Genomic DNA, 20,941 nt, shown 5'->3' on the forward strand with positions numbered 1-20,941 from the left:
TCCTGTTACTGCTGTTAGGCAGAAAATGTCTTGCCACGGGGGCGGATAACGCGGAACGAAGGGAATATGGGGCGTCGAGGCGGTAACGACGTGAGCCGCTAAATCCTCGGGGCACGATAAACCCTTCGTTCACCTTGCTGACAGCAAGGGTTGTTTTATGACTCAGGTAAGGAGTGCTCCACACCTGAGACCCTGCTCAAACATCACATTATCTTTTGTATAGTGGGCCGTAATTTTGGCAGGCACGGTAATCCTGCCCTTCGATATCCATACCGTGCGCGCCCCACGCAGTTGGCCGGTAAACACTCTCTTCTTCGACGTTATGCATGCATACCGGGATGCGTAACATCGAGGCGAGTGTAATCAGGTCCGCCCCGACATGGCCGATGGTCAGCACGCCATGGTTAGCTCCCCAGTTCGCCATTACCGAATAAACATCGCTGAATGGCCCTTTGCCGGTCAGGCGTGGAGCAAACCAGGTGGTTGGCCAACTTGAATCGGTTCGCTTGTCCAGGGTGTCGTGAACGGATTTCGGTAATTCGACACTCCAGCCCTCGGCAATTTGCAAGACCGGCCCGACGCCTTTAATCAGATTGATACGGCTCATGGTGAAGGGCACCCCACCACGGGTCAGGAAACGCGAAGAGAAGCCACCGCCACGGAAGTATTCATGGATAGCAGGGCACCATTCGGTTGCCGCCAGACAAGCATCGGCTTCTTGCTGGCTCACTTGCCAGTGCGGTTTGATGGTCGGTTTACCTTGCGCATCGTTTTGGCGGCAAGTGCCGTCCAACGCGGCAGAGCCGGAGTTAATCAGATGGATAATGCCGTGTTCGGCAACCCCCTCCAGTTGATGGCCGGTAACCCGCTGTACCGCTTCCGGTGACCAGTAGGTACGGACATCCGCAAAGATCTGCGCGGTGCCGGTCAGGGTATGGCCAAATAGCATCGCCACGCCGTTCAAACTGTCGTTTTCGGTGGCGACAACCATCGGTTCGCGCACGCCGTTCCAGTCGAACGAACTATTCAGCAAGGCTTCAGCGGTATCGCCATTTGGATATTGATCGGTCCAGTGGCGCTGACCCTGGAAACCGGCAGCAATAGCGTTATAGCCTAAGGCTTCTTCACCAAAACCTTTCGTTGCCAGTGTTGGATTACCTTGCATCATGTCGCGGATACATAACGCCATTTGCAGGCTTTCACGCAGTACCGCGCGGCTGCTTTCCGGTGAACGGCGGTATTGTTCTGCGTTTTTATCCGGTCCGTATTTGAAGTTTTTATCTGCCCATGACAACGCCAGTTCTAGCTCTTGCTCGTCATAGATTTTTTGATCAATGCGGCGGCGCAACTCTGTCATATCGACCGCTTGCACTTTCATTCCTAACCAGGATTCAAAGAAGTTATGGTCAACAATGGAGCCGGCAATCCCCATGGATACCCCACCGAGAGAGAGGTAACTTTTGCCCTTTAAGCTGGCAACGGCTAAACCTGCGCGAGTAAAGCGCAGCAGTTTTTCCTGCACATCGGCAGGGATGCGGGTGTCATTAGCATCCTGCACGTCATGGCCGTAAATGGAGAAGGCTGGCAATCCTTTTTGATTGTGCGCCGCCAGTGCTGCTGCCAGATAGACCGCGCCAGGGCGTTCGGTACCATTAAAGCCCCAAATAGCTTTCGGGCGGAACGGGTCCATATCAATGGTTTCGCTGCCGTAGCACCAACAAGGTGTCACCGTGATGGTTAGGCCAATATTCTGTGCGCTGAATTTATCGTCACAGGCGGCGGATTCTGCCATTCCGGCAATGCAGGTATCAGCAATGACACATTCAACGGGCGTGCCGCAAGGATGGTGTACCACCTCTTGCAGAAACTCTGCGGTGGCACGGGCCATTTTCATGGTTTGCTCTTCCAACGATTCACGCACACCCATTCTGCGTCCATCAATGACTGGGCGAATGCCAATTTTAGGTAATTGAATTGTCTTTTTCATTATTAGTCCTTGTGTTCAGTAGCAAAAATTTAATGTTAATTTGTCCGTTACCCGTATTATTAATTAACAGGAATTGTTTTGTACTTGGCGAAAATAAATATAATGGCAAAACATAAAGCAGGAATAATTTCAGCCGTAGGTATATTCCCTGCCGCATCGCTAACTAATCCCATGATCGGGGTGACGATACCACCACCGACAATGGTCATAACAATAATAGATGCGCCATATTTAGTGTCTTGATTTAGGTTCTTAATGCCTAATGAGAATATGGTTGGGTATTGGATTGACATAAACATACTGCACAGGGTAAGTGCTAATAATCCAATGTGTCCGCCGAAGGCCGCAGAGATAATACATAACAACATAGAGATAAATGCATAAGCCGCTAAAACTTTCTCTGGTGCGAAACGAGTAATTAACCAGGTGCCACTGAATCGACCTATAAAGAAACATACCATAGTGGCCGTTAAATAATTAGCCGCATATCCCGGTGTGATATTCGGTAACTCTTCAATGGCATAACGAATTAAATAGCTCCAACATGCGGTTTGTGCGCCGACATAACAGAACTGTGCTAATACCGCCCAGCGCCAATGTGTTATCTTTAATAACCGTGGTAGTGATGCAAAGAAAGAACCGTTATGCGAATCATCCGATTCACTTTTTATTGCCGGGAAACGAGTGATTAAAATTAATAGCGCAACAAAAATAACCACCGCAACAATAATCAGATAGGGTAATTGAACAGCTTTTACTAAACTATGATGATAGCTATTCAAATCCTCAGCAGACAATTTATCCAGTACTTCCTGTGTTTGGTGGGGCACATTGGAGAGTATTAAACTTTGGCCGAACACTACCGCAATAATGGCCCCGAAAGAGTTAAAGGTCTGTGCCAAGTTAATACGGAAGTGACCGGTTTTTTCTGGCCCCAATACAGTGACAAAAGGATTGGCAGCCGTTTCAAGGCAACCTAAACCGGCAGCGATAATAAATAATCCGATTAAAAACAAGGTGCAATTCATCGTTTCGGCCGCAGGCCAGAACAATGCCGCCCCGAAGGCATAGAACAGTAATCCAGTAATAATCCCCGCCTTATAGCTAAACCTTTTCATCAATATCCCGGCAGGTATTGGGATTAAGAAGTAGCCAAAATAGAAGGAGGATTGAATCAGCCCTGCTTGAAAGTTGGTCAGGGTGAAAGCCTGTTGAAATTGAGGTAATAAAATATCATTTAGGTTGTTTGCTACTGCCCAAAGGAAGAACAGTGAACACAGTAATGCGAAAGGAATCAGATACCTTTTTTTATTTTCTGCCTCGTCACTTACCGAGGCGGAAATTTTAGTGCTATCTGTTTGTATTAAAATATTTCCCATGATGCCCTCGTCAGATACTTCACTAGTCCGAAAGTTTGTAATGTTCGACGGAATTATTTTTGTTTAATGAGTGATACTTTCTCTGGCGAGCCACAACTGCCTGAGTGACAAATTTAAATATCCTCATTGCGATAAGTCCCGTTCTTTATAAGGTAAAAATCGCTAAAAAGTATGAGCTGAATCACATTGGTAACTCAATGCTGATATTTTGTGATGATAGTCACTTTAAATAAAAACATTTCATGACTGTTTGAAATGAATTGTGTTTCAAACACACATAGGTAATGACCGATTTTTCTATTTCTGTCACAAACGGTCAGTTATCGAGAAATATCCCGGCATTTAATCATTCAGCGTCACTTGACCGTTTTCCCATATTGTTTTTTCAAACGGACATTTAATGAAAATAAATAATATCTAAATTACGATGAAGTCATGAATAGTCATGACATGGCTCACATTTTGGTGTGCTTTATTTTTCAGTTGAATTAAATGAGCGAAAGATATATCCACAGTTGTTAACGCTTATTCGCCTACATCCATTATTCAATGCATTTTTATATTTAGGTATTTGCATCTTAAGAGAGGAACAAATGAAGAGAGAAGCACTGGCGCGCGATATTATCAATACTTGCCTGGAAATGACCCGTTTAGGGTTGAATCAAGGGACTGCTGGCAATGTTAGTGTGCGTTACCAGGATGGATTTTTGATTACGCCCTCCGGTATTGCCTACGACAAACTGACGGAGTCGCATATTGTTTATATCGATGCCAGCGGCCACCATGAGCCTGGCAAAGTCCCTTCCAGTGAGTGGCGTTTTCATCAGGCGGTTTATCATACTCGGGCAGACGCCAATGCGGTGGTACACAACCACTCAGTCCATTGCACCGCAGTATCGATTCTTAACCGCCCGATCCCGGCGATTCATTACATGATTGCCGCTGCCGGTGGCGATGATATCCCCTGTGCGCCCTACGCCACTTTTGGTACCAAAGCGCTGTCTGAACATGTCGCCGTGGCGATGAAGCACCGCAAGGCCACGCTGTTGCAGCACCATGGCCTGATTGCTTGTGAGGAGAATTTGGCCAAAGCGTTGTGGCTTGCTCATGAAGTTGAGGTGTTGGCAACACTGCTGCTGGCTATCTTGCCGATTGTCGATGAGGTGCCGGTGTTATCCAAAGAAGAGATCAGCGTGGTACTGGAGAAATTCAAAACCTACGGTTTACGGGTTGAAGATTAGCGTGCGGGTTAAAATACCGAGAGGAATCAGTCATGAACAGAATGATTTTAAACGAAATGGCGTGGTTTGGGCGCGGTTCACTGGATGCGCTCACCGATGAAGTGACACGGCGGGGATATAAAAAGGCGTTAGTGGTCACCGACAAAATACTGATGGAGTGCGGTGTTGCGGCTTGCCTAATCAGCCGCTTGCAACAGGCCGGTCTGGATTTTGCTGTCTTTGATGCGGTAACGCCCAACCCGACAATCGCCATCGTACAACAAGGTGTGGCTGTTTTTCGCCAAAGCGAGGCGGATTATCTCATCGCGCTGGGCGGCGGTTCGCCACAAGATACCAGCAAGGCCATCGGCATTATTATCAATAATCCTGAGTTTGCTGATGTGCGCAGTTTGGAAGGGGTGGCTGACACCCGCAACGTTTGTGTACCTATTCTGGCCATTCCAACCACCGCCGGTACTGCGGCAGAAGTGACCATTAACTATGTAATTACTGATGAAGAGCGGCGGCGCAAATTTGTTTGCGTCGATCCTCATGCTATTCCGGCAGTGGCATTTATTGATGCTGACATGATGGACAGTATGCCAGCGGCCCTGAAAGCCGCGACCGGAGTTGATGCGTTGACCCACGCCATCGAAGGTTATCTGACTAAAGGGGCTTGGGAACTGACGGATGCTTTGCATCTTAAAGCCATTGAAGTCATCAGTCGTTCATTGCGGGCTTCCGTGCAAGGTGATGCCGCCGCCACCGAAGATATGGCTCTTGGGCAGTATATCGCTGGAATGGGGTTCTCAAACGTAGGGCTGGGGTTGGTTCATGGTATGGCACACCCTCTGGGGGCGTTTTACAACATGCCACACGGTGTCGCCAACGCCATTTTACTGCCTTATATCATGCGTTATAACGCCGCTTATACCGGTGAACGCTTGCGTCAAATCGCGATGGCGATGGGCCTCGACAATGCCCTGAGTGGGTCATTGGCACAGGTTCGTGAGCAAACCATTCAGGCAGTAATTGAATTGAACCGTGATATTGGCATTCCGTCATCCCTGAGTGCGGTGGGTTTGCTGGCTGATGATATTCCCGCGCTGGCAGCAGCAGCCTTCGCGGATGTATGTACCGGCGGGAACCCGCGTGAAGCGTCGATTGATGAAATTATGGCGCTGTATCATCAGGCTTGTTAAACCGAACGGTTATTTGTCACAGATTCATCATAAAGCAGTGAGGAGAAGGCAATCCCCACTGCTTTATTGATACCAGACAACACCCGCACTCCCCATAAGAGGTAGGCTCATAACTGCGGGGAGAACTGTTTATCATCCTAACTATAATAACTGCTGTAGCTGGGCCACTGCGCTCTCATTCATGACACAACCTCTCCCGCAGAATTACTCATTTTTTTGAATTAATCGGATTTCATCTATCACAGATGTTGTCCATTTTCTGGAATGCAACCAAGTGGGAATCTTATGAAAGAGACCAACGAATCCCGGCTATTAACGGCAGAAGTCACGCGCCGAAAACTGGTCCAAACGACGCTTATCGGCAGTCTTGCCATGGCAACCGGGGCCTTTTCGCTCCCGTTCTCCCGCGCCGCCCGTGCGGTGCAATCGGCAATAAATCCGCTCAATGATGACAAAGTGATCTGGAGTGCTTGTACTGTCAACTGCGGTAGCCGCTGCCCGCTACGTATGCATGTCGTTGATGGCGAAATCAAATATGTCGAAACCGACAACACTGGCAATGATGATTTTGATGGCTTGCATCAGGTGCGTGCCTGTTTGCGTGGCCGCTCCATGCGCCGCCGGGTATACAACCCTGACCGTCTGAAATACCCAATGAAGCGTATTGGCGCGCGTGGGGAAGGCAAATTCAAGCGCATCTCATGGGAAGAGGCATTCGACACCCTTGCGGGCAGCATGCAAAGTATCATTAAGGAATATGGTAACGAAGCTATCTATCTGAATTACGGCACCGGCACCTTAGGTGGCACCATGACCCGCTCATGGCCACCGGGATCGACGCTATTGGCGCGGCTGATGAATTGCTGTGGTGGCTACCTTAATCATTATGGTGACTACAGTACTGCGCAAATCGCTGCTGGCCTGAATTACACTTATGGTGGCTGGGCTGATGGTAACAGCCCGTCCGATATCGAAAACAGCAAGCTGGTGGTGCTGTTTGGTAACAATCCGGCTGAAACGCGCATGAGTGGTGGTGGGGTCACCTACTATCTGGAGCAAGCGCGGGAGAAATCCGATGCCAAGATGATAGTGATTGATCCACGCTATACCGATACCGCAGCAGGTCGGGAAGATGAATGGATCCCGCTGCGGCCCGGTACCGATGCGGCACTGGCATCGGCCTTGGCCTATGTGATGATTAGCGAGAATCTGGTCGATCAGCCGTTCCTCGATAAATATTGTGTCGGTTATGATGAGAAAACCTTGCCGGCAGATGCGCCAAAAAATAGCCACTACAAAGCCTATATTTTAGGGCAGGGTGCAGATGAAACCGCCAAAACACCACAATGGGCGCAAGCCATCACCGGTGTTCCAGCCGCAAGAATCATTAAACTGGGGCGTGAAATAGGGTCGGTGAAACCGGCTTATATTGCGCAAGGGTGGGGGCCGCAGCGCCATTCCAACGGCGAAAATACCAGTCGGGCCATTGCCATGTTGGCTATCCTGACGGGGAACGTTGGCATTAATGGCGGTAATTCAGGTGCCCGCGAAGGCTCTTACGGTTTGCCATTTGTCCGCATGCCAACACTGGAAAACCCAGTTAAAACCAGTATCTCGATGTTCCTGTGGACTGACGCGATTGAGCGCGGGCCAGAAATGACCGCTACCCGTGATGGTGTGCGCGGTAAAGATAAGCTGGATGTACCGATCAAGTTTATCTGGAATTACGCCAGTAACTGTTTGATTAATCAGCATTCAGAAATCAACCGTACCCACGACATTCTGCAAGATGATAAAAAATGTGAAATGGTGGTGGTTATCGATAATCACATGACCTCGTCAGCCAAATACGCCGATATCATCCTGCCTGACTGTACCGCCTCTGAGCAGATGGACTTCTGCCTTGACGCTTCCAGCGGCAATATGGCGTATGTGATTTTTGCCGATCAAGTCATCAAACCGCGTTTTGAATGCAAAAATATCTATGAAATGACCACTGAACTGGCAAAACGCATGGGGGTGGAGCAGCAATTTACCGAAGGGCGCACGCAAGAAGAGTGGTTGCGTCATCTCTACCAACAATCGCAACAGGCCATTCCTGAACTGCCTTCTTTTGAGGCGTTCCGCGAACAGGGTATCTTTAAAAAACGCGATCCGGCGGGGCATCATGTTGCCTATAAAGCGTTCCGCGCAGACCCTATTGCCAATCCGTTAACCACACCATCGGGCAAAATTGAGATTTACTCTGCCGAACTGGCACAGATTGCCGCCACGTGGGAACTGCAACAAGACGATGTTATCGATCCGCTGCCTGTCTATGCCGCAGGTTTTGAAAGCTACGATGACCCGCTCAATCAGCAGTATCCATTACAGTTAACGGGTTTCCACTACAAAGCCAGAACCCACTCCACCTACGGCAACGTCGATGTTTTAAAAGCGTCCTGCCGTCAGGAGATGTGGATTAACCCAATGGATGCCCGCGAGCGTGAGATCAAAAATGGCGATATGGTGCGTATTTTCAATGGCCGAGGCGAAGTTCAGATTAACGCCAAAGTCACGCCGCGCATGATGCCGGGGGTTGTGGCACTGGGTGAGGGGGCATGGTATAGCCCAGATGAGAAACGCATTGATCGCGCGGGCAGTATTAACGTATTGACCACTCAGCGGCCTTCTCCGTTGGCGAAAGGGAATCCATCCCATACCAACCTCGTTCAAGTTACCAAGGCATAAGGAGCTGACTGATGACAACGCAATATGGTTTTTACATCGACTCCAGCCGTTGCACTGGGTGCAAAACTTGCGAGTTGGCTTGCAAGGATTTCAAAAACTTGTCTACCGATGTCAGCTTCCGGCGTATCTACGAATATGCCGGTGGGGATTGGCAGCAAGATAACGGCGCATGGCACCAAAATGTGTTCGCTTACTATCTCTCTATCGCCTGTAATCACTGTAGTGATCCTGCCTGTACCAAAGTATGTCCGAGTGGCGCAATGCATAAGCGTGATGATGGTTTCGTTGTGGTAAACGAAGACATTTGCATCGGTTGCCGCTATTGCCATATGGCATGCCCATACGGTGCGCCGCAATATGACGAAGCAAAAGGGCATATGACCAAGTGTGACGGCTGCTATGAAAGAGTCGCTGCCGGTAAGAAACCGATTTGTGTCGATTCTTGCCCACTGCGGGCACTGGATATGGCCCCTATTGATGAATTACGCGAGAAATACGGTGATTTGGCCGAAGTCGCACCATTGCCAGCAGCCCATTTCACGCTGCCGAATATCGTAGTGAAACCTAATGCCAACAGCCGTCCGGTCAGAGATACCACCGGTCATCTGGCAAATCCGAAGGAGGTATAATATGGGCATGGGATTGCATGAATGGCCACTAATGGTCTTTACGGTACTGGGGCAGTGCGTGGTCGGCGGCTTTATAGTGCTGGGGCTGGCGCTGATATTCGGTGGTTTGAGTCACGGGCAGCAACAGCGAATTCACCGCAGCATGTTGGTACTGTGGGTGCTGATGGCACTGGCTTTTATCGCCTCGACACTGCATTTAGGCTCGCCAATGCGAGCATTCAATTCATTAAGCCGCATTGGCGAGTCGGCGCTCAGTAATGAAATAGCCGCCGGTTCACTGTTCTTTGCGGTGGCAGGTTTTTACTGGTTGTTGGCCGTATTGGGTAAAATGCCAGCGGTACTCGGCAAAGTCTGGCTAGTGGTCGCCATGGTGCTGGGCGTGGTATTTGTCTATGCCATGTGTCGAGTCTATTCCATTGATACTGTTCCTACTTGGGACAACCTCTATACTCCGCTAGGTTTTGTTCTTACCACCTTGATTGGCGGCCCGATGTTGGGTTATTTGTTGTTACAACTGGCCGGGATTAATGGGCGAATGATGCTGCAACTACCGATGATCAGTGTATTGGCACTGATTATCAGTATTGCCAGTGTCATTATGCAGGCGGCCAGTTTGTCGACGATTTACAGCTCGGTACAGCAAGCTTCAGAGCTTATTCCCCACTATGGCACACTGATGGTATGGCGTTTGGTGCTACTGGTTCTGGGGCTGGGTTGCTGGATTTGTCCGTTAATCAGAGGCCGCACACCGACGACGCTCGGCATGGTCTTCGCTATGCTGCTTATTTTTGCGGGTGAGCTAATTGGCCGTGGCGTGTTTTACGGGTTGCATATGACAGTCGGAATGGCAATCGGCGGTTAAATATAGCCTGATGGCGACTGAGCAAAGCCCATGCTGGGTTTACGCCCAACGTGGCTTTGCTCGCAATGCTTCACCCGTTTGATGGCGAATTGATCGCGCTCCTGAGGTAACAAAATGGTTGAAAACAATATGACTTATCAACAAATTGCGCTGACTGGCCACGTATTGGGTGCGCTGTTTTATTGTGAACCGGACAGTCCGGCGTGCAGTGATATTGTGGCGCAACTCAGCAGTGATGAGTGGGTAGCCCAGTGGCCTTATGGCCTGGAAACTCAACTAATGCCCATTGCCGCTTTATTGGCGCAAGACAAGTCAGATGAAACCCTGGAAGAGGCTTGGCAGCGGCTGTTTATTGGCCCATATGCACTGCCCGCTCCCCCGTGGGGATCGGTTTATCTGGATAAAGAAAATGTCCTGTTTGGCGACTCGACGCTCAAACTGCGTGATTGGATGGCGCAGCAGCAAGTGGAGGTGACACTGGAGCAGCAAGAGCCAGAGGATCATTTCGGCTTATTGCTGATGATGGCCGCCTGGCTGGCAGAACATCAACCAGCGGATTTACCGGTTTTACTGGCAGAGCACCTGTTGCCGTGGGGGTATCGTTACCTCGCCTTGCTGCAATCTGATGCCAGACACCCGTTTTATCAGGGGCTAGCTGAGTTAACGACCCTGACATTGACCCACTGGCAACACGAATTACAGGTGACGCCTGCGGTGATTGAGTTATATCGCTGAGTATTAAGAAAATATAGCCTTGTTATTAATATAGATATTATTTTCAGTATATTAACACTGGCTTTCTTTGGTCCAGTCTTCTATTAGGAGGGCTGGAGCCATTGAAAAAGCTTTGTCGTTTGTCACCAAAATGGCTCCAAGGCTGAGTGCATGGGCTGCAATTAATTGATCTAGAGCTCCCATGATATGTCCCTTTTTTTCCATTTTTGCACGTAGTTTGCCATAGCATTCTGCAGCTTCGCTATCCCACGCATGCAGGGTTACCGAGTCCAGAAAGGCTGCTACCATCGTTTTTAGCGCTTTGTTTTGACGTTTTGCTACTCCGTAGAGCAATTCAGCTTCTGTAATACTGGAAATACAGACATCAGAAGGTTTCACGTGCTGTATGCTGAGCAAAACATTAGGATGACGTCGAAATAAATGGCTCACTGTATTGGTATCAAGCATATACATGGCGCTACTTTATCCCGTCGAATGGGTCACGGTTTGCTGTACCTTGCTGACGTTCATTGATACTCAAGAAATCAGCAGGTACGCGTGTTTTATTGATTAACTGAAGCAGTTGGCTCCAGTCATCCGGTTTAGCTGGTTGCTTCGATAAGATTATATTTCCATTTTCGTCACGGCGAATATAGACTTGATCAGTATCAAACTCGAACTCAACGGGTAACCTAACTGCCTGATTTCTACCATTTTTAAATAACTTCGCAACTCTATCCATCATTTACTCCTTGTTTCTTGGCCTATGCCTTAGCATATGCTCGTTTTTGTTCTGTGCCAAGGGCTAAATTGCTTTTCCCTAATATGTAATTTCTCACTTATCTTTTAACTCTCTTTTTGACTAATTTGTGACCGGCTTCTACTTTCCTTGCACTCACATTGGACAAGCTGCGGGGCGTTTGTATTATTACATTGAATATAAATTTAATAGTGAATATATATTCAATGCGGAGAAAAATAATGAAAAATACCCTACTGAAATCCTGTCTTACCGCAGCATTGATCTCAATGGCGGGTGTTGCTGGTGCCGCCAGTAACGGCCTGATCGCCATTATCACCCCATCCCACGATAACCCGTTCTTTAAAGCGGAGGCGGAAGGTGCTAAAGCCAAAGCGACGGAACTGGGATACACCGTACTGGTGGCTTCCCATGATGATGATGTGAACAAACAAAACCAACTGCTGGAAACTGCCATCGCTCGTAAGGCTAAAGCGATCATTCTGGATAACGCCGGATCAGATGCCACTATCGGGCCATTGAAAAAAGCCAAAGCGGCCGGTATTCCGACTTTCCTGATTGACCGTGAAATCAATGAAACCGGAATCGCAGTATCGCAAATTGTGTCGAACAATTATCAGGGTGCGCAACTCGGCGCTGAGAAATTCGTTACGTTGATGGGGGGCAAAGGCAAATATGTTGAATTGCTCGGCCGTGAGTCCGATACCAACGCTCATGTTCGTTCACAGGGTTATCACGACGTGATTGACGAACATAGCGACATGAAGATGGTTGCCCAACAGACTGCAAACTGGAGCCAGACTGAAGCGTTCAACCGTATGGAGTCCATTTTGCAGGCTAACCCAGATATCACTGGGGTAATTTCCGGTAACGACACCATGGCACTTGGTGCAGAAGCTGCATTAAAAGCAGCAGGCCGCAATGATGTCATCGTCGTCGGCTTTGACGGCAGTGACTATGTTCGCGACTCCATCATCAACAAAGGCAATATCAAAGCCACTGTATTACAGCCGGGTTGGGCACAAGCTCAGATGGCGGTGGTGCAGGCTGATAAATATCTGAAAACCGGCAAAACCGGGTTGGAAGAAAAGCAACTGATGGATTGCGTATTGATTGATGAAAACAATGCCAAGAATCTGAATGTCTTTGCACTGAAACAATAATCGCGACTGAAACACCCATCTTATAATCACCGGTTATTAAAACCATGGTTTAAGAATGAGGGGCGTAATCGCCCCTCCTGACAGGAGGCAGTATGTGGTTCAGTGCCTTATCGAAAGCAGGCGGTTTGTTGGTTATCAGTACGGTGCTGGTGGCTTGTACCGTGGTTGATTTGGATGAAAACGGTAAACCGATTCTGCCAGTCGATCCTAACGCGGTGGTCAGTGACTATAACCAGCCACCGGACAAAGTCGCCTCCACCATTTGGGTGAGTAAAGTTATGCCGTTTGCCAATAGCAATGCGCTCAGTTGGCAGCAGGTAAAGCAGCAACAAAGTCAGCCAGCAGCAGGGAAAAATAGCCAAAGTCGTTTTGTTCGTTTTAACGGCAAAGTGATGGCGGTAGACACAGAAGGGCGGGAAGGGTTGATTCGTTTGGCCATTGACGGTGATGAACAAGTGCTGCAAGTGGGGCCAATCGTCAAAGGTAATGCCATTCGTGATGCATCAACGTTTATCCGCTTCGAAGATTTTAAAAATCAGGTGCAATACGCCCAGCTCTCTAAAGCATTAAGCAAGCGTGCTTTGCAGGATGTGGCAAAACCCGATGCCAGTTGGGTCGGGCAGCAAGTCGAGGTATTGGCAGCGGTGACACTCACCCCTACCGGTCTGAGCAATGGTGTGCCGCTCAGTTTGAATAAGGAGAGCCACTAATGGATCACAGACCTGACATCGTCATGCGTGCTGAGGACATTTCAATGCGTTTTCCTGGCACATTGGCGCTAGATGCCGTCAGTTATAACGTTTATCGCGGCAAAGTGAATGTGATTATCGGCGAAAATGGCGCCGGAAAATCTACCTTAATGAAGATCTTGGCTGGGGTACAGCAACAAACATCCGGCCAAATCTACCTGAATGGTAATGCGGTGAGTATTGCCAATACTCGTGAGGCTGCGGCGTTGGGTATTGGCATGGTTCATCAGGAGCTGAACCTGTCGGAAAACCTCAATGTTGCGGAAAACATCTTTCTGGGGCGTGAGATTCAGCAAGGCTTGAAACCCATTAATCAGGCAGCGCAGGAGCTGATTGCTGAACAGTTAATGGTGCGTCTTGATCAGGTTATTTCGCCGAAAGAAATGGTATCAAACCTGAAAGTAGGCCAACAGCAATTGATTGAAATCGCCAAAGCACTGGCAGAACAGGCGGATATTCTGATTCTGGATGAGCCGACGTCGGCGTTGAGTAAAACCGAAGTTGATATCCTGTTTCGGGTTATTCGCGAACTGACGCGACAGGGTGTTTCCATCGTCTACATCTCACATCGTTTGGAAGAGTTGATGGCGATTGGTGACTACATCACTATTTTGCGTGATGGCCGTTTTCAGGCTGAAGCTGCGGTAAAAGATATTGATGTACCGTGGATTGTCCGTGAAATGCTGGGCAGTGACCCGGTTTCCAGTTTTCTTCACCCGGACCGTACATTTGGTGCGCCGATGATGGAGGTTGATAACGTCACGTTAATCAATGAATCCGGCAACACGGTAGTGAATCAGGTCTCATTGCAAGTGCGGGCGGGTGAAATTGTCGGCATCTATGGGTTGATGGGGGCAGGTCGTACCGAATTGTTTGAATGTCTGCTGGGCACGCAGCAGAGCTACCTTGGCACTATCCGGCTCAATGGCACGTCGATTAATGCCAAGACCTCAACCGCAGAGCGCATTCGTCTGGGAATGAGTCTGGTACCGGAAGACCGTAAAAAAACCGGTATTTTCCCTGTGTCATCGGTGGCCAATAACCTGACCATTTCCAGCTTATGGCGTCGGTTAAAACACAGCTTCACTATCTGGCAAGAGAGTGAGTCACAAGTGGTGGCATCGGTTATCGGGGATTTGTCGATCAAAGTCTCTTCACCGGAAGTAGAGATTCAGGCTCTCAGTGGCGGTAATCAGCAAAAGGTGGTGATAGGGCGCTCATTACTGACCAGTCCAAACATTTTGCTGTTGGATGAGCCAACGCGAGGCATTGATGTCGGTGCGAAAGCTGATGTGTTTGAAATGATGGTGAAACTCTCTGAGCAGGGGATTGGTATTTTGTTCTCAACCTCTGATCTGAAAGAGATCATGGCGGTATCTGACCGCATACTGGTGATGTCGAATGGCAAGCTGACCGCGAACTTATCCCGTCAGTCGGCCAGTGAATCGGCATTGGTTACGGCAAGTGCACAAGGGTTCGAATGATGAAAGCAACAACTGGCACTGCGTTGGCGAGTCACCGGCCCGGTGGCGCGTCGTGGTCACGGGAAAATATGCTGCTGCTTCTGCTCAAGATGCGCACCTTTATTGCCCTGTTTTTGATTCTTGGTTTCTTCTCCGTGATGGTACCGGGCTTTCTGGCGACAGGCAGCTTGATCATTATGGTGAAGCATATCGCTATCAATGCCTTCCTCGCACTGGGCATCACGTTTGTCATTATCACCGCAGGGATTGACCTCTCTATCGGGGCAACCTTGGGGTTGTGCGGCATGATTGCGGGCTGGATGATCACCCAAGGTATTGTATTACCGATGTTTGGTATTGCCATTTTCCCCAGTGTTTGGGTGGTGGTCCCGGTGGTATTGGTCATCGGAGCACTGATTGGCGCGGTCAATGGTTGGATTATAACCCGCTATAACGTCGCGCCGTTTATCTGCACCCTCGGTACCATGTATGTGGTTCGTGGTGCGGCGATGCTGATTTCTGGCGGTGAAACCTTCCCAGGCTTACAGGGCAATCCACAACTCGGAAATACCGGTTTTGATCTACTGGGGTCCGGCACATTACTGGGTTTGCCGATCGCCATCTGGATCATGTTCATTTTGGCTCTGGTGATTGCCTATGTAGCGCGTCGCCTACCTTTTGGTCGCCATGTCTACGCTATCGGTGATAACGAGAGAGCAGCCGAACTGTCTGGTGTCAAAGTCCGGCAGGTCAAAGTCTGGGTTTACACCATTTCCGGTTTCTGTGCGGCAATTGCCGGGATCATTGTTTCCGCTCAATTGGTGGCCAGCCACCCTGCGAACGGCAGCGGCTTTGAGATGAATGCGATAGCGGCCGTGGTATTGGGGGGAACTTCTCTGGCCGGTGGCCGTGGCACCATCCTCGGCACACTGATCGGCGCATTTGTTATCGGTATTTTAGCTGACGGGCTGGTGATGATGGGGGTCAGTGAATTCTGGCAAATGGTTATTAAAGGTATCGTAATTATTGTGGCTGTGATTATCGACCAGATGCAAAACCGTATGCAGCATAAAGCAGCAATTGTGTCGCAAAAAGCCAACGTAGTTGCGCAAGTGGGCAAAAGCGAGCAGGCATAAAGAACCCATAACGGCTAATGGGCTGATGGGGTAACACCGTGCCCTAAGCCGCAGAACACTGAAGAGGTAACGCCGGAGGAGGCTTTCCGGTCAGGCTTGATGAAAGCTATTTTTTAGCACCATCAGGAATAAATATTCGCCAATGAGTAAAAATTCAATGGCGAAGGAAAATATAAGAGAGGTAATGTCATGAATCCGTATTCACTGTCAATCGATGAGCTGGTGAGAAAGGCGCGGGCTATCCGCCGCCGGATCGTCCTGCTTAATGCGAACAGCCCCGCAGGGGGGCATACCGGTGCTGATCTTTCGCAGGTAGAGATTCTGACCGCACTCTATTTCCGCATCCTTAATTGCGCACCTGACCGGTTAACTGATCCTGAGCGCGATATCTATGTGCAATCTAAGGGCCATGCCGTTGGCGGCTATTACTGTTGTCTGGCGGAAGCGGGTTATTTCCCAGAGGAATGGTTGGCAACTTATCAACACGCTAACTCTCATCTGCCGGGCCATCCGGTAAAACACAAAACGCCGGGGATCGAATTAAATACCGGCGCGCTAGGACATGGTTTGCCGGTCGCAGTCGGGATCGCATTAGCGGCAAAACGCGCCAACAGCAAACGCCGAGTGTTTGTTCTGACTGGCGATGGTGAGTTAGCCGAAGGCAGTAACTGGGAAGCGGCATTAGTGGCTGCTCACTATCAGTTAGACAATCTGATAATCATTAACGATAAAAACAAACTCCAGCTGGCGGGCACCACCAAGTCAATTATGAATACCGACCCGTTGGCGGATAAATGGCGTGCATTTGGTTTAGAAGTAACGGAATGCCAGGGTAATAACATGCAATCGGTGGTGGAAACACTGGAGGCATTACAACCCAAGGGTAAACCCAATGTGGTGATTGCCAACACCGAAAAAGGTGCCGGTATCTCCTTTATTCAAGGGCGCGTGGAGTGGCACCACCGGGTGCCGAAAGGTGCTGAAATTGATCTGGCACTGGAGGAATTGAGCGATGAGTAATGCAGAACATTTGGCCTCAGTGATGGTTGAGCAGTTTATCAAAGCCGTGGATAACGGTGTTGATCTGGTTCCGGTGGTGGCTGATTCCACTTCGACGGCGAAAATCGGGCCGTTTACTGCTCGCTTCCCTGATCGCGTGGTTAACGTAGGTATTGCCGAACAAGCGATGGTCGGCACCGCCGTGGGCTTATCCATGGGCGGGAAAGTTGCAGTAACCTGTAATGCCGCGCCATTCCTGATTTCACGCTCCAATGAGCAGCTAAAAATCGATGTTTGCTACAACAATAGCAATGTTAAGTTGTTCGGTCTCAATTCTGGCGCCAGTTACGGGCCGCTGGCCAGTACTCATCACTGTATCGATGATATTTCTATCTTACGTGGTTTTGGCAATATCGAAATTTATGCTCCCTCTGACCCACAAGAGTGCCGTCAAATAATTGATTATGCTATCGCCCATCAGGGACCGGTCTATATTCGTCTGGACGGCAAATCCTTGCCACAACTCCATGATGAGCACTACCACTTTGTACCGGGGCAGATTGATGTCTTGCAGGATGGTCAGGATATTGCTCTGGTAGCGATGGGTTCTACAGTGCATGAGGCTGTAAGCGCTGCCGCGATACTGGCGGATAACAACGTTTCTGCTGCGGTGGTCAACGTTTCTTCTATTCGTCCGTGTGATACTCAGCAACTGTTAGCCATTCTCCAGAAGAGTCAGCGGGTGATTACCATCGAAGAGCACAACATTAATGGTGGTGTGGGCAGTTTGGTGGCTGAAGTGTTGGCCGAAGCGGGCAGTGGGATCCCATTGGTGAGATTAGGTATTCCTGATGGCGGCTATGCGATTGCTGCCGACAGGGCAGATATGCGTGCCTATCATGGTTTTGATGCGGCAGGCATTGTAGCGCGTGCTCTGCGGTTTTGCCGAGGAGAGTAATCATGTCAACGCCGATTATTCTGGCTATTGATGAAGGCACCACCAATGCCAAAGCCATTGCAGTGGACACTGCCGGACAGATTCTGGCGAAGGCTTCAGTGCCTCTTCTGTTGAATCACCCAAGGCCTGGTTGGGCAGAGCAGGACCCGCTGGCTATCTGGCAGGCGGTCTCTTTGGCAATCGAAGGCTGTCTGAACCAGTTGGCAGGTGCGCGGGTGGCCGGTGTTGCCATCAGTAACCAGCGTGAGTCGGTGCTGATTTGGGAGCGGGAGACCGGCACACCACTGACGCCAGTGGTGAGTTGGCAATGTCGGCGCTCAAAGCTTTTCTGTCAAACGCTGAGCCAGTTACCGGAGGCGGCAATGATTGCCGAACGCACTGGATTGCCGATTGATCCGCTGTTTCCGGCCGCCAAGGTTCACGGCATGCTGGCAGAAATCCCACGTGGTGTGGAACGTGCGGCTCACGGTGAACTGTGCGTCGGAACCATCGACTGTTGGTTAACCTGGCAGCTCAGTGGCGGCCAAAGTTTCTCGACCGATTTCTCCAATGCAGCCCGTACCCAACTGTTTAATATTCATTCCGGCCAATGGGATCCTGACCTGCTGGCGCTATTTGGTATTCCCAGTCTTTGTCTGCCTGCGGTATTACCCTCGGCGGCTATCCACGGACATACCGGTAATACCGGTATTATTGGCTTGCCACAGGGGATACCGATTGTGGCACAAATCGGCGACTCCCACGCTGCACTCTATGGGCAGGGCGGTGACCGTGCGGGCGAAATCAAAGCGACCTATGGTACCGGCTCTTCCCTGATGACTACCGTGAAGCAGGCGGTAACACAGAGCAATGGCCTGAGTACCACCATTGCCTGGCATGACGGTGAACTACGTTACGCCCTCGAAGGCAATATCACGCATACCGGTTCGGGGGTGGCGTGGGTTTCACGCATGCTAGGTATCACGGATTTAGCGCACTTGACCGAGATGGCGCAAAGTCAGTCAGGTAATCAGGGCGTCTATTTTGTTCCAGCCCTCTCGGGATTAGGGGCGCCTTATTGGGATAGCCAGGCTCGTGGTCTGTTCTGCGGCTTGACCGATGCTACCACCCCTGCGGTATTAGCCCGCGCCGGGTTAGAGTCGGTCGCCTACCAAATAGCCGACGTCTTTTTTGCTATGGAGCGGGCTGGCAACCATCGTCTTGAACGGCTGCGGGTAGATGGTGGAGCGACCAGCAACCGCTGGTTGATGCAATTTCAAGCCGACCTGTTGCAGCGCACGTTGATACGCAACCATACCGCCGAAGTATCGGCACTGGGGGCGGCATATTTAGGCGGGAAAACCCTTGGCTGGTGGCAGGATAACCAGCAATTAGCCGCACTTCCCCGTGAAGTGGAATACATCGAACCGCGCGCTCAAAGTGCGGAGATGCAAGATAACTATAGCCTCTGGCAAACGGCCATCGCGCGTGCGCGTTTTCAGCCGAAATAACCCACACTAGGAGTAAGCATATGTCAGCAATACCTCGTAAGTTAACTTTCGCGGTGATTATCGGCAACCGGGGGTTTTTCCCAAGCTATCTGGTGGCTGACGCGCGCCGTGATGCTCAGGCGCTGTTTGATAGACTGGGCATCAACATCATTATGCTCAATGAAGAGCAAACCCCCTTGGGGGGGGTTGAAAACTGGCGTGATGCCAACGTGTGTGCCGAGTTATTCCGTAAGCACAGCGAAGAGATCCATGGTGTAGTGGTGATTCTGCCCAACTTTGGTGATGAAAAAAGTGTCTCAGATGCTATTCGCCTTTCGGGCCTTAAAGTACCGGTATTAGTACAGGCTGAAGAAGATGCGCTGGATAAAATGGGGCTAGCGACGCGTCGCGACAGCTTCTGCGGCAAAATCTCGTTATGTAACAATCTGCGCCAATATGGCATTCCATTCACATTGACCAAGCAGCATGTTTGTAGTCTAAACAGCGAAATATTTAGCCACGACGTCGAACAATTTGTACAACTGTGCCGTGTGGTGCATGCCATGAAACGGGTGCGTGTCGGGGCTATTGGTGCTCGTCCAACTAACTTTAATACTGTGCGCTACAGCGAGAAGTTATTGGAGAATTTGGGCATTACTGTTGAAACGCTCGATTTATCCGAAGTGTTCTTCCGCGTCGCTAATCTCAGTGATAACGATATTCGTGTTGGTGAAAAACTGGCGCTGTTAAAAGCCAACGGTGACACCAGTGCCATCCCACAAGATAAGTTACACAAAATGGCGAAACTGTTTGTGGTTATCAGTGAATGGATCATCGCCAACGATATCGATACCACCGCCATGCAGTGCTGGACCTCGCTGCAACAGAATTTGGGTATCAACGTCTGTTCCATTATGAGCGTGATGTCCGGGCAACTGATGCCAAGTGCCTGTGAAGTGGATGTAATGGGGGCACTATCGATGTATGCACTGGCGAGTTGCTCACTGGCGCCGGCCTCAATTGCTGACTGGAATAATAACTTTGGCGCAGAACGTGATAAATGTGTGTTATTCCACTGTGGCAACTTTGCCAGTGAAAGTCTGGAAAGCTCAACCATGGGCACCGCTGATATTATCGGAACAACTGTAGGTTGCGAGAATACCTGTGGTGCTGTCCATGGTCGCATGAAATCCGGGCCATTGACCTATTTCCGCCTCTCTTCTGATGATTTTACCGGTCGGGTTCGGGCTTATGTCGGTGAAGGCCGTTCTGTCAGTGACGAGTTAGATACCGTGGGTTGCCGTGCGGTAGTGGAAGTGCCACAGCTGGAAAGCTTACTTACGCATATCTGTAATAATGGTTTCGAACACCATGTGGCAATGAACCATTCAGCGACAGCTCAGGTATTGCAAGAAGCATTCAGTAAGTATCTGGGAGTTGATTGTTACTGGCATGGGAAGTCGCCGCTTTAGTTTCAATGACATTATCAAATGCCGCACCAGGGAGGGCGCGGTGAATCAT

At 49.8% G+C, this 20,941-nt stretch carries 18 protein-coding genes; 14 read left to right on the forward strand and 4 right to left on the reverse strand.

Annotated features, from left to right (window positions below; genetic code table 11):
* Nucleotides 1–208: 208 nt before the first annotated feature.
* Together fucI and fucP are read right to left on the reverse strand one after the other, a co-directional pair.
* Nucleotides 209–1,987 (reverse strand): L-fucose isomerase, encoded by a 1,779-nt coding sequence (gene fucI, locus ACWJJO_RS04580; protein ID WP_083160287.1) that lies wholly within the window; start codon nucleotides 1,985–1,987, stop codon nucleotides 209–211.
* A gap of 59 nt (nucleotides 1,988–2,046) precedes the next feature.
* Nucleotides 2,047–3,366, reverse strand: a complete 1,320-nt coding sequence (fucP, locus tag ACWJJO_RS04585; RefSeq protein ID WP_481090684.1) for an L-fucose:H+ symporter permease — start codon at nucleotides 3,364–3,366, stop codon at nucleotides 2,047–2,049.
* 593 nt (nucleotides 3,367–3,959) lie between these two features.
* On the opposite strand from fucP, the gene ACWJJO_RS04590 reads away from it, so the two are divergent.
* From ACWJJO_RS04590 to dmsD, 6 genes are all read left to right on the forward strand, one after another.
* The gene (locus tag ACWJJO_RS04590) at nucleotides 3,960–4,607 is read left to right on the forward strand and encodes an L-fuculose-phosphate aldolase (RefSeq protein ID WP_005181951.1); all 648 of its coding nucleotides are present in this window, start codon (nucleotides 3,960–3,962) and stop codon (nucleotides 4,605–4,607) included.
* Nucleotides 4,608–4,639: 32 nt separating this feature from the next.
* Nucleotides 4,640–5,788, forward strand: a complete 1,149-nt coding sequence (gene fucO / locus ACWJJO_RS04595; protein ID WP_372568728.1) for a lactaldehyde reductase — start codon at nucleotides 4,640–4,642, stop codon at nucleotides 5,786–5,788.
* A 285-nt stretch (nucleotides 5,789–6,073) separates the two neighbouring features.
* Nucleotides 6,074–8,518: a dimethylsulfoxide reductase subunit A gene (gene dmsA / locus ACWJJO_RS04600; RefSeq protein ID WP_083160278.1), complete on the forward strand. Its 2,445-nt coding sequence runs from the start codon at nucleotides 6,074–6,076 to the stop codon at nucleotides 8,516–8,518.
* An 11-nt stretch (nucleotides 8,519–8,529) separates the two neighbouring features.
* Nucleotides 8,530–9,147: a DMSO/selenate family reductase complex B subunit gene (locus ACWJJO_RS04605; RefSeq protein ID WP_005181957.1), complete on the forward strand. Its 618-nt coding sequence runs from the start codon at nucleotides 8,530–8,532 to the stop codon at nucleotides 9,145–9,147.
* A 1-nt stretch (nucleotide 9,148) separates the two neighbouring features.
* Complete coding sequence (locus tag ACWJJO_RS04610; protein ID WP_083160276.1) at nucleotides 9,149–10,009, forward strand: dimethyl sulfoxide reductase anchor subunit family protein; 861 nt, start codon at nucleotides 9,149–9,151, stop codon at nucleotides 10,007–10,009.
* 129 nt (nucleotides 10,010–10,138) lie between these two features.
* Entirely contained in the window at nucleotides 10,139–10,744 is a 606-nt protein-coding gene (dmsD, locus tag ACWJJO_RS04615) for a Tat proofreading chaperone DmsD (RefSeq protein ID WP_442848354.1), read from the forward strand.
* 51 nt (nucleotides 10,745–10,795) lie between these two features.
* Here the strand turns inward: dmsD and ACWJJO_RS04620 are convergent, their stop codons facing one another.
* Together ACWJJO_RS04620 and ACWJJO_RS04625 are read right to left on the reverse strand one after the other, a co-directional pair.
* Nucleotides 10,796–11,197: a PIN domain-containing protein gene (locus tag ACWJJO_RS04620; protein ID WP_481090685.1), complete on the reverse strand. Its 402-nt coding sequence runs from the start codon at nucleotides 11,195–11,197 to the stop codon at nucleotides 10,796–10,798.
* 4 nt (nucleotides 11,198–11,201) lie between these two features.
* A complete protein-coding gene (locus ACWJJO_RS04625; RefSeq protein ID WP_083160272.1) occupies nucleotides 11,202–11,465 on the reverse strand; it encodes an antitoxin in 264 nt (87 codons plus the stop codon).
* 239 nt (nucleotides 11,466–11,704) lie between these two features.
* Between ACWJJO_RS04625 and ACWJJO_RS04630 the strand changes: the two genes are divergently transcribed.
* From ACWJJO_RS04630 to ACWJJO_RS04665, 8 genes are all read left to right on the forward strand, one after another.
* On the forward strand, nucleotides 11,705–12,646 hold the full coding sequence (locus ACWJJO_RS04630) for a D-ribose ABC transporter substrate-binding protein (protein WP_050086418.1): 942 nt from the start codon (nucleotides 11,705–11,707) through the stop codon (nucleotides 12,644–12,646).
* Nucleotides 12,647–12,738: 92 nt separating this feature from the next.
* Nucleotides 12,739–13,356, forward strand: coding sequence for a DUF2291 family protein (locus ACWJJO_RS04635; protein WP_372568729.1), 618 nt, complete (start codon nucleotides 12,739–12,741; stop codon nucleotides 13,354–13,356).
* Nucleotides 13,356–14,879 carry a sugar ABC transporter ATP-binding protein gene (locus ACWJJO_RS04640; protein WP_083160267.1) on the forward strand — a complete coding sequence of 508 codons (1,524 nt, stop codon included), beginning with the start codon at nucleotides 13,356–13,358 and terminating at the stop codon, nucleotides 14,877–14,879. Before ACWJJO_RS04635 ends, ACWJJO_RS04640 begins: the two co-directional genes overlap by 1 nt.
* Nucleotides 14,879–15,994: an ABC transporter permease gene (locus tag ACWJJO_RS04645; RefSeq protein WP_372559834.1), complete on the forward strand. Its 1,116-nt coding sequence runs from the start codon at nucleotides 14,879–14,881 to the stop codon at nucleotides 15,992–15,994. The genes ACWJJO_RS04640 and ACWJJO_RS04645 overlap by 1 nt, the downstream gene beginning before the upstream one ends.
* A gap of 189 nt (nucleotides 15,995–16,183) precedes the next feature.
* On the forward strand, nucleotides 16,184–17,014 hold the full coding sequence (locus ACWJJO_RS04650) for a transketolase (protein ID WP_005181977.1): 831 nt from the start codon (nucleotides 16,184–16,186) through the stop codon (nucleotides 17,012–17,014).
* Nucleotides 17,007–17,951 (forward strand): transketolase family protein, encoded by a 945-nt coding sequence (locus ACWJJO_RS04655; RefSeq protein WP_420073098.1) that lies wholly within the window; start codon nucleotides 17,007–17,009, stop codon nucleotides 17,949–17,951. The genes ACWJJO_RS04650 and ACWJJO_RS04655 overlap by 8 nt, the downstream gene beginning before the upstream one ends.
* Before the next feature lie 2 nt (nucleotides 17,952–17,953).
* On the forward strand, nucleotides 17,954–19,441 hold the full coding sequence (locus ACWJJO_RS04660) for an FGGY family carbohydrate kinase (protein ID WP_481090686.1): 1,488 nt from the start codon (nucleotides 17,954–17,956) through the stop codon (nucleotides 19,439–19,441).
* Nucleotides 19,442–19,461: 20 nt separating this feature from the next.
* Nucleotides 19,462–20,892, forward strand: a complete 1,431-nt coding sequence (locus tag ACWJJO_RS04665; protein WP_083160258.1) for an L-fucose/L-arabinose isomerase family protein — start codon at nucleotides 19,462–19,464, stop codon at nucleotides 20,890–20,892.
* Nucleotides 20,893–20,941 lie beyond the last annotated feature (49 nt).

It is taken from the genome of Yersinia antarctica (assembly GCF_056636475.1).

Coding starts and splice junctions, on each gene's coding strand:
- ACWJJO_RS04655 (WP_420073098.1), top strand. CDS start 17,007: ATGAGTAATGCAGAACATTTGGCCTCAGTGATGGTTGAGCAGTTTATC.
- dmsA (WP_083160278.1), top strand. CDS start 6,074: ATGAAAGAGACCAACGAATCCCGGCTATTAACGGCAGAAGTCACGCGC.
- ACWJJO_RS04660 (WP_481090686.1), top strand. CDS start 17,954: ATGTCAACGCCGATTATTCTGGCTATTGATGAAGGCACCACCAATGCC.
- ACWJJO_RS04640 (WP_083160267.1), top strand. CDS start 13,356: ATGGATCACAGACCTGACATCGTCATGCGTGCTGAGGACATTTCAATG.
- fucO (WP_372568728.1), top strand. CDS start 4,640: ATGAACAGAATGATTTTAAACGAAATGGCGTGGTTTGGGCGCGGTTCA.
- ACWJJO_RS04635 (WP_372568729.1), top strand. CDS start 12,739: ATGTGGTTCAGTGCCTTATCGAAAGCAGGCGGTTTGTTGGTTATCAGT.
- ACWJJO_RS04590 (WP_005181951.1), top strand. CDS start 3,960: ATGAAGAGAGAAGCACTGGCGCGCGATATTATCAATACTTGCCTGGAA.
- ACWJJO_RS04625 (WP_083160272.1), bottom strand. CDS start 11,465: ATGGATAGAGTTGCGAAGTTATTTAAAAATGGTAGAAATCAGGCAGTT.
- dmsD (WP_442848354.1), top strand. CDS start 10,139: ATGACTTATCAACAAATTGCGCTGACTGGCCACGTATTGGGTGCGCTG.
- fucI (WP_083160287.1), bottom strand. CDS start 1,987: ATGAAAAAGACAATTCAATTACCTAAAATTGGCATTCGCCCAGTCATT.
- ACWJJO_RS04605 (WP_005181957.1), top strand. CDS start 8,530: ATGACAACGCAATATGGTTTTTACATCGACTCCAGCCGTTGCACTGGG.
- ACWJJO_RS04620 (WP_481090685.1), bottom strand. CDS start 11,197: ATGTATATGCTTGATACCAATACAGTGAGCCATTTATTTCGACGTCAT.
- fucP (WP_481090684.1), bottom strand. CDS start 3,366: ATGGGAAATATTTTAATACAAACAGATAGCACTAAAATTTCCGCCTCG.
- ACWJJO_RS04650 (WP_005181977.1), top strand. CDS start 16,184: ATGAATCCGTATTCACTGTCAATCGATGAGCTGGTGAGAAAGGCGCGG.
- ACWJJO_RS04665 (WP_083160258.1), top strand. CDS start 19,462: ATGTCAGCAATACCTCGTAAGTTAACTTTCGCGGTGATTATCGGCAAC.
- ACWJJO_RS04630 (WP_050086418.1), top strand. CDS start 11,705: ATGAAAAATACCCTACTGAAATCCTGTCTTACCGCAGCATTGATCTCA.
- ACWJJO_RS04610 (WP_083160276.1), top strand. CDS start 9,149: ATGGGCATGGGATTGCATGAATGGCCACTAATGGTCTTTACGGTACTG.
- ACWJJO_RS04645 (WP_372559834.1), top strand. CDS start 14,879: ATGAAAGCAACAACTGGCACTGCGTTGGCGAGTCACCGGCCCGGTGGC.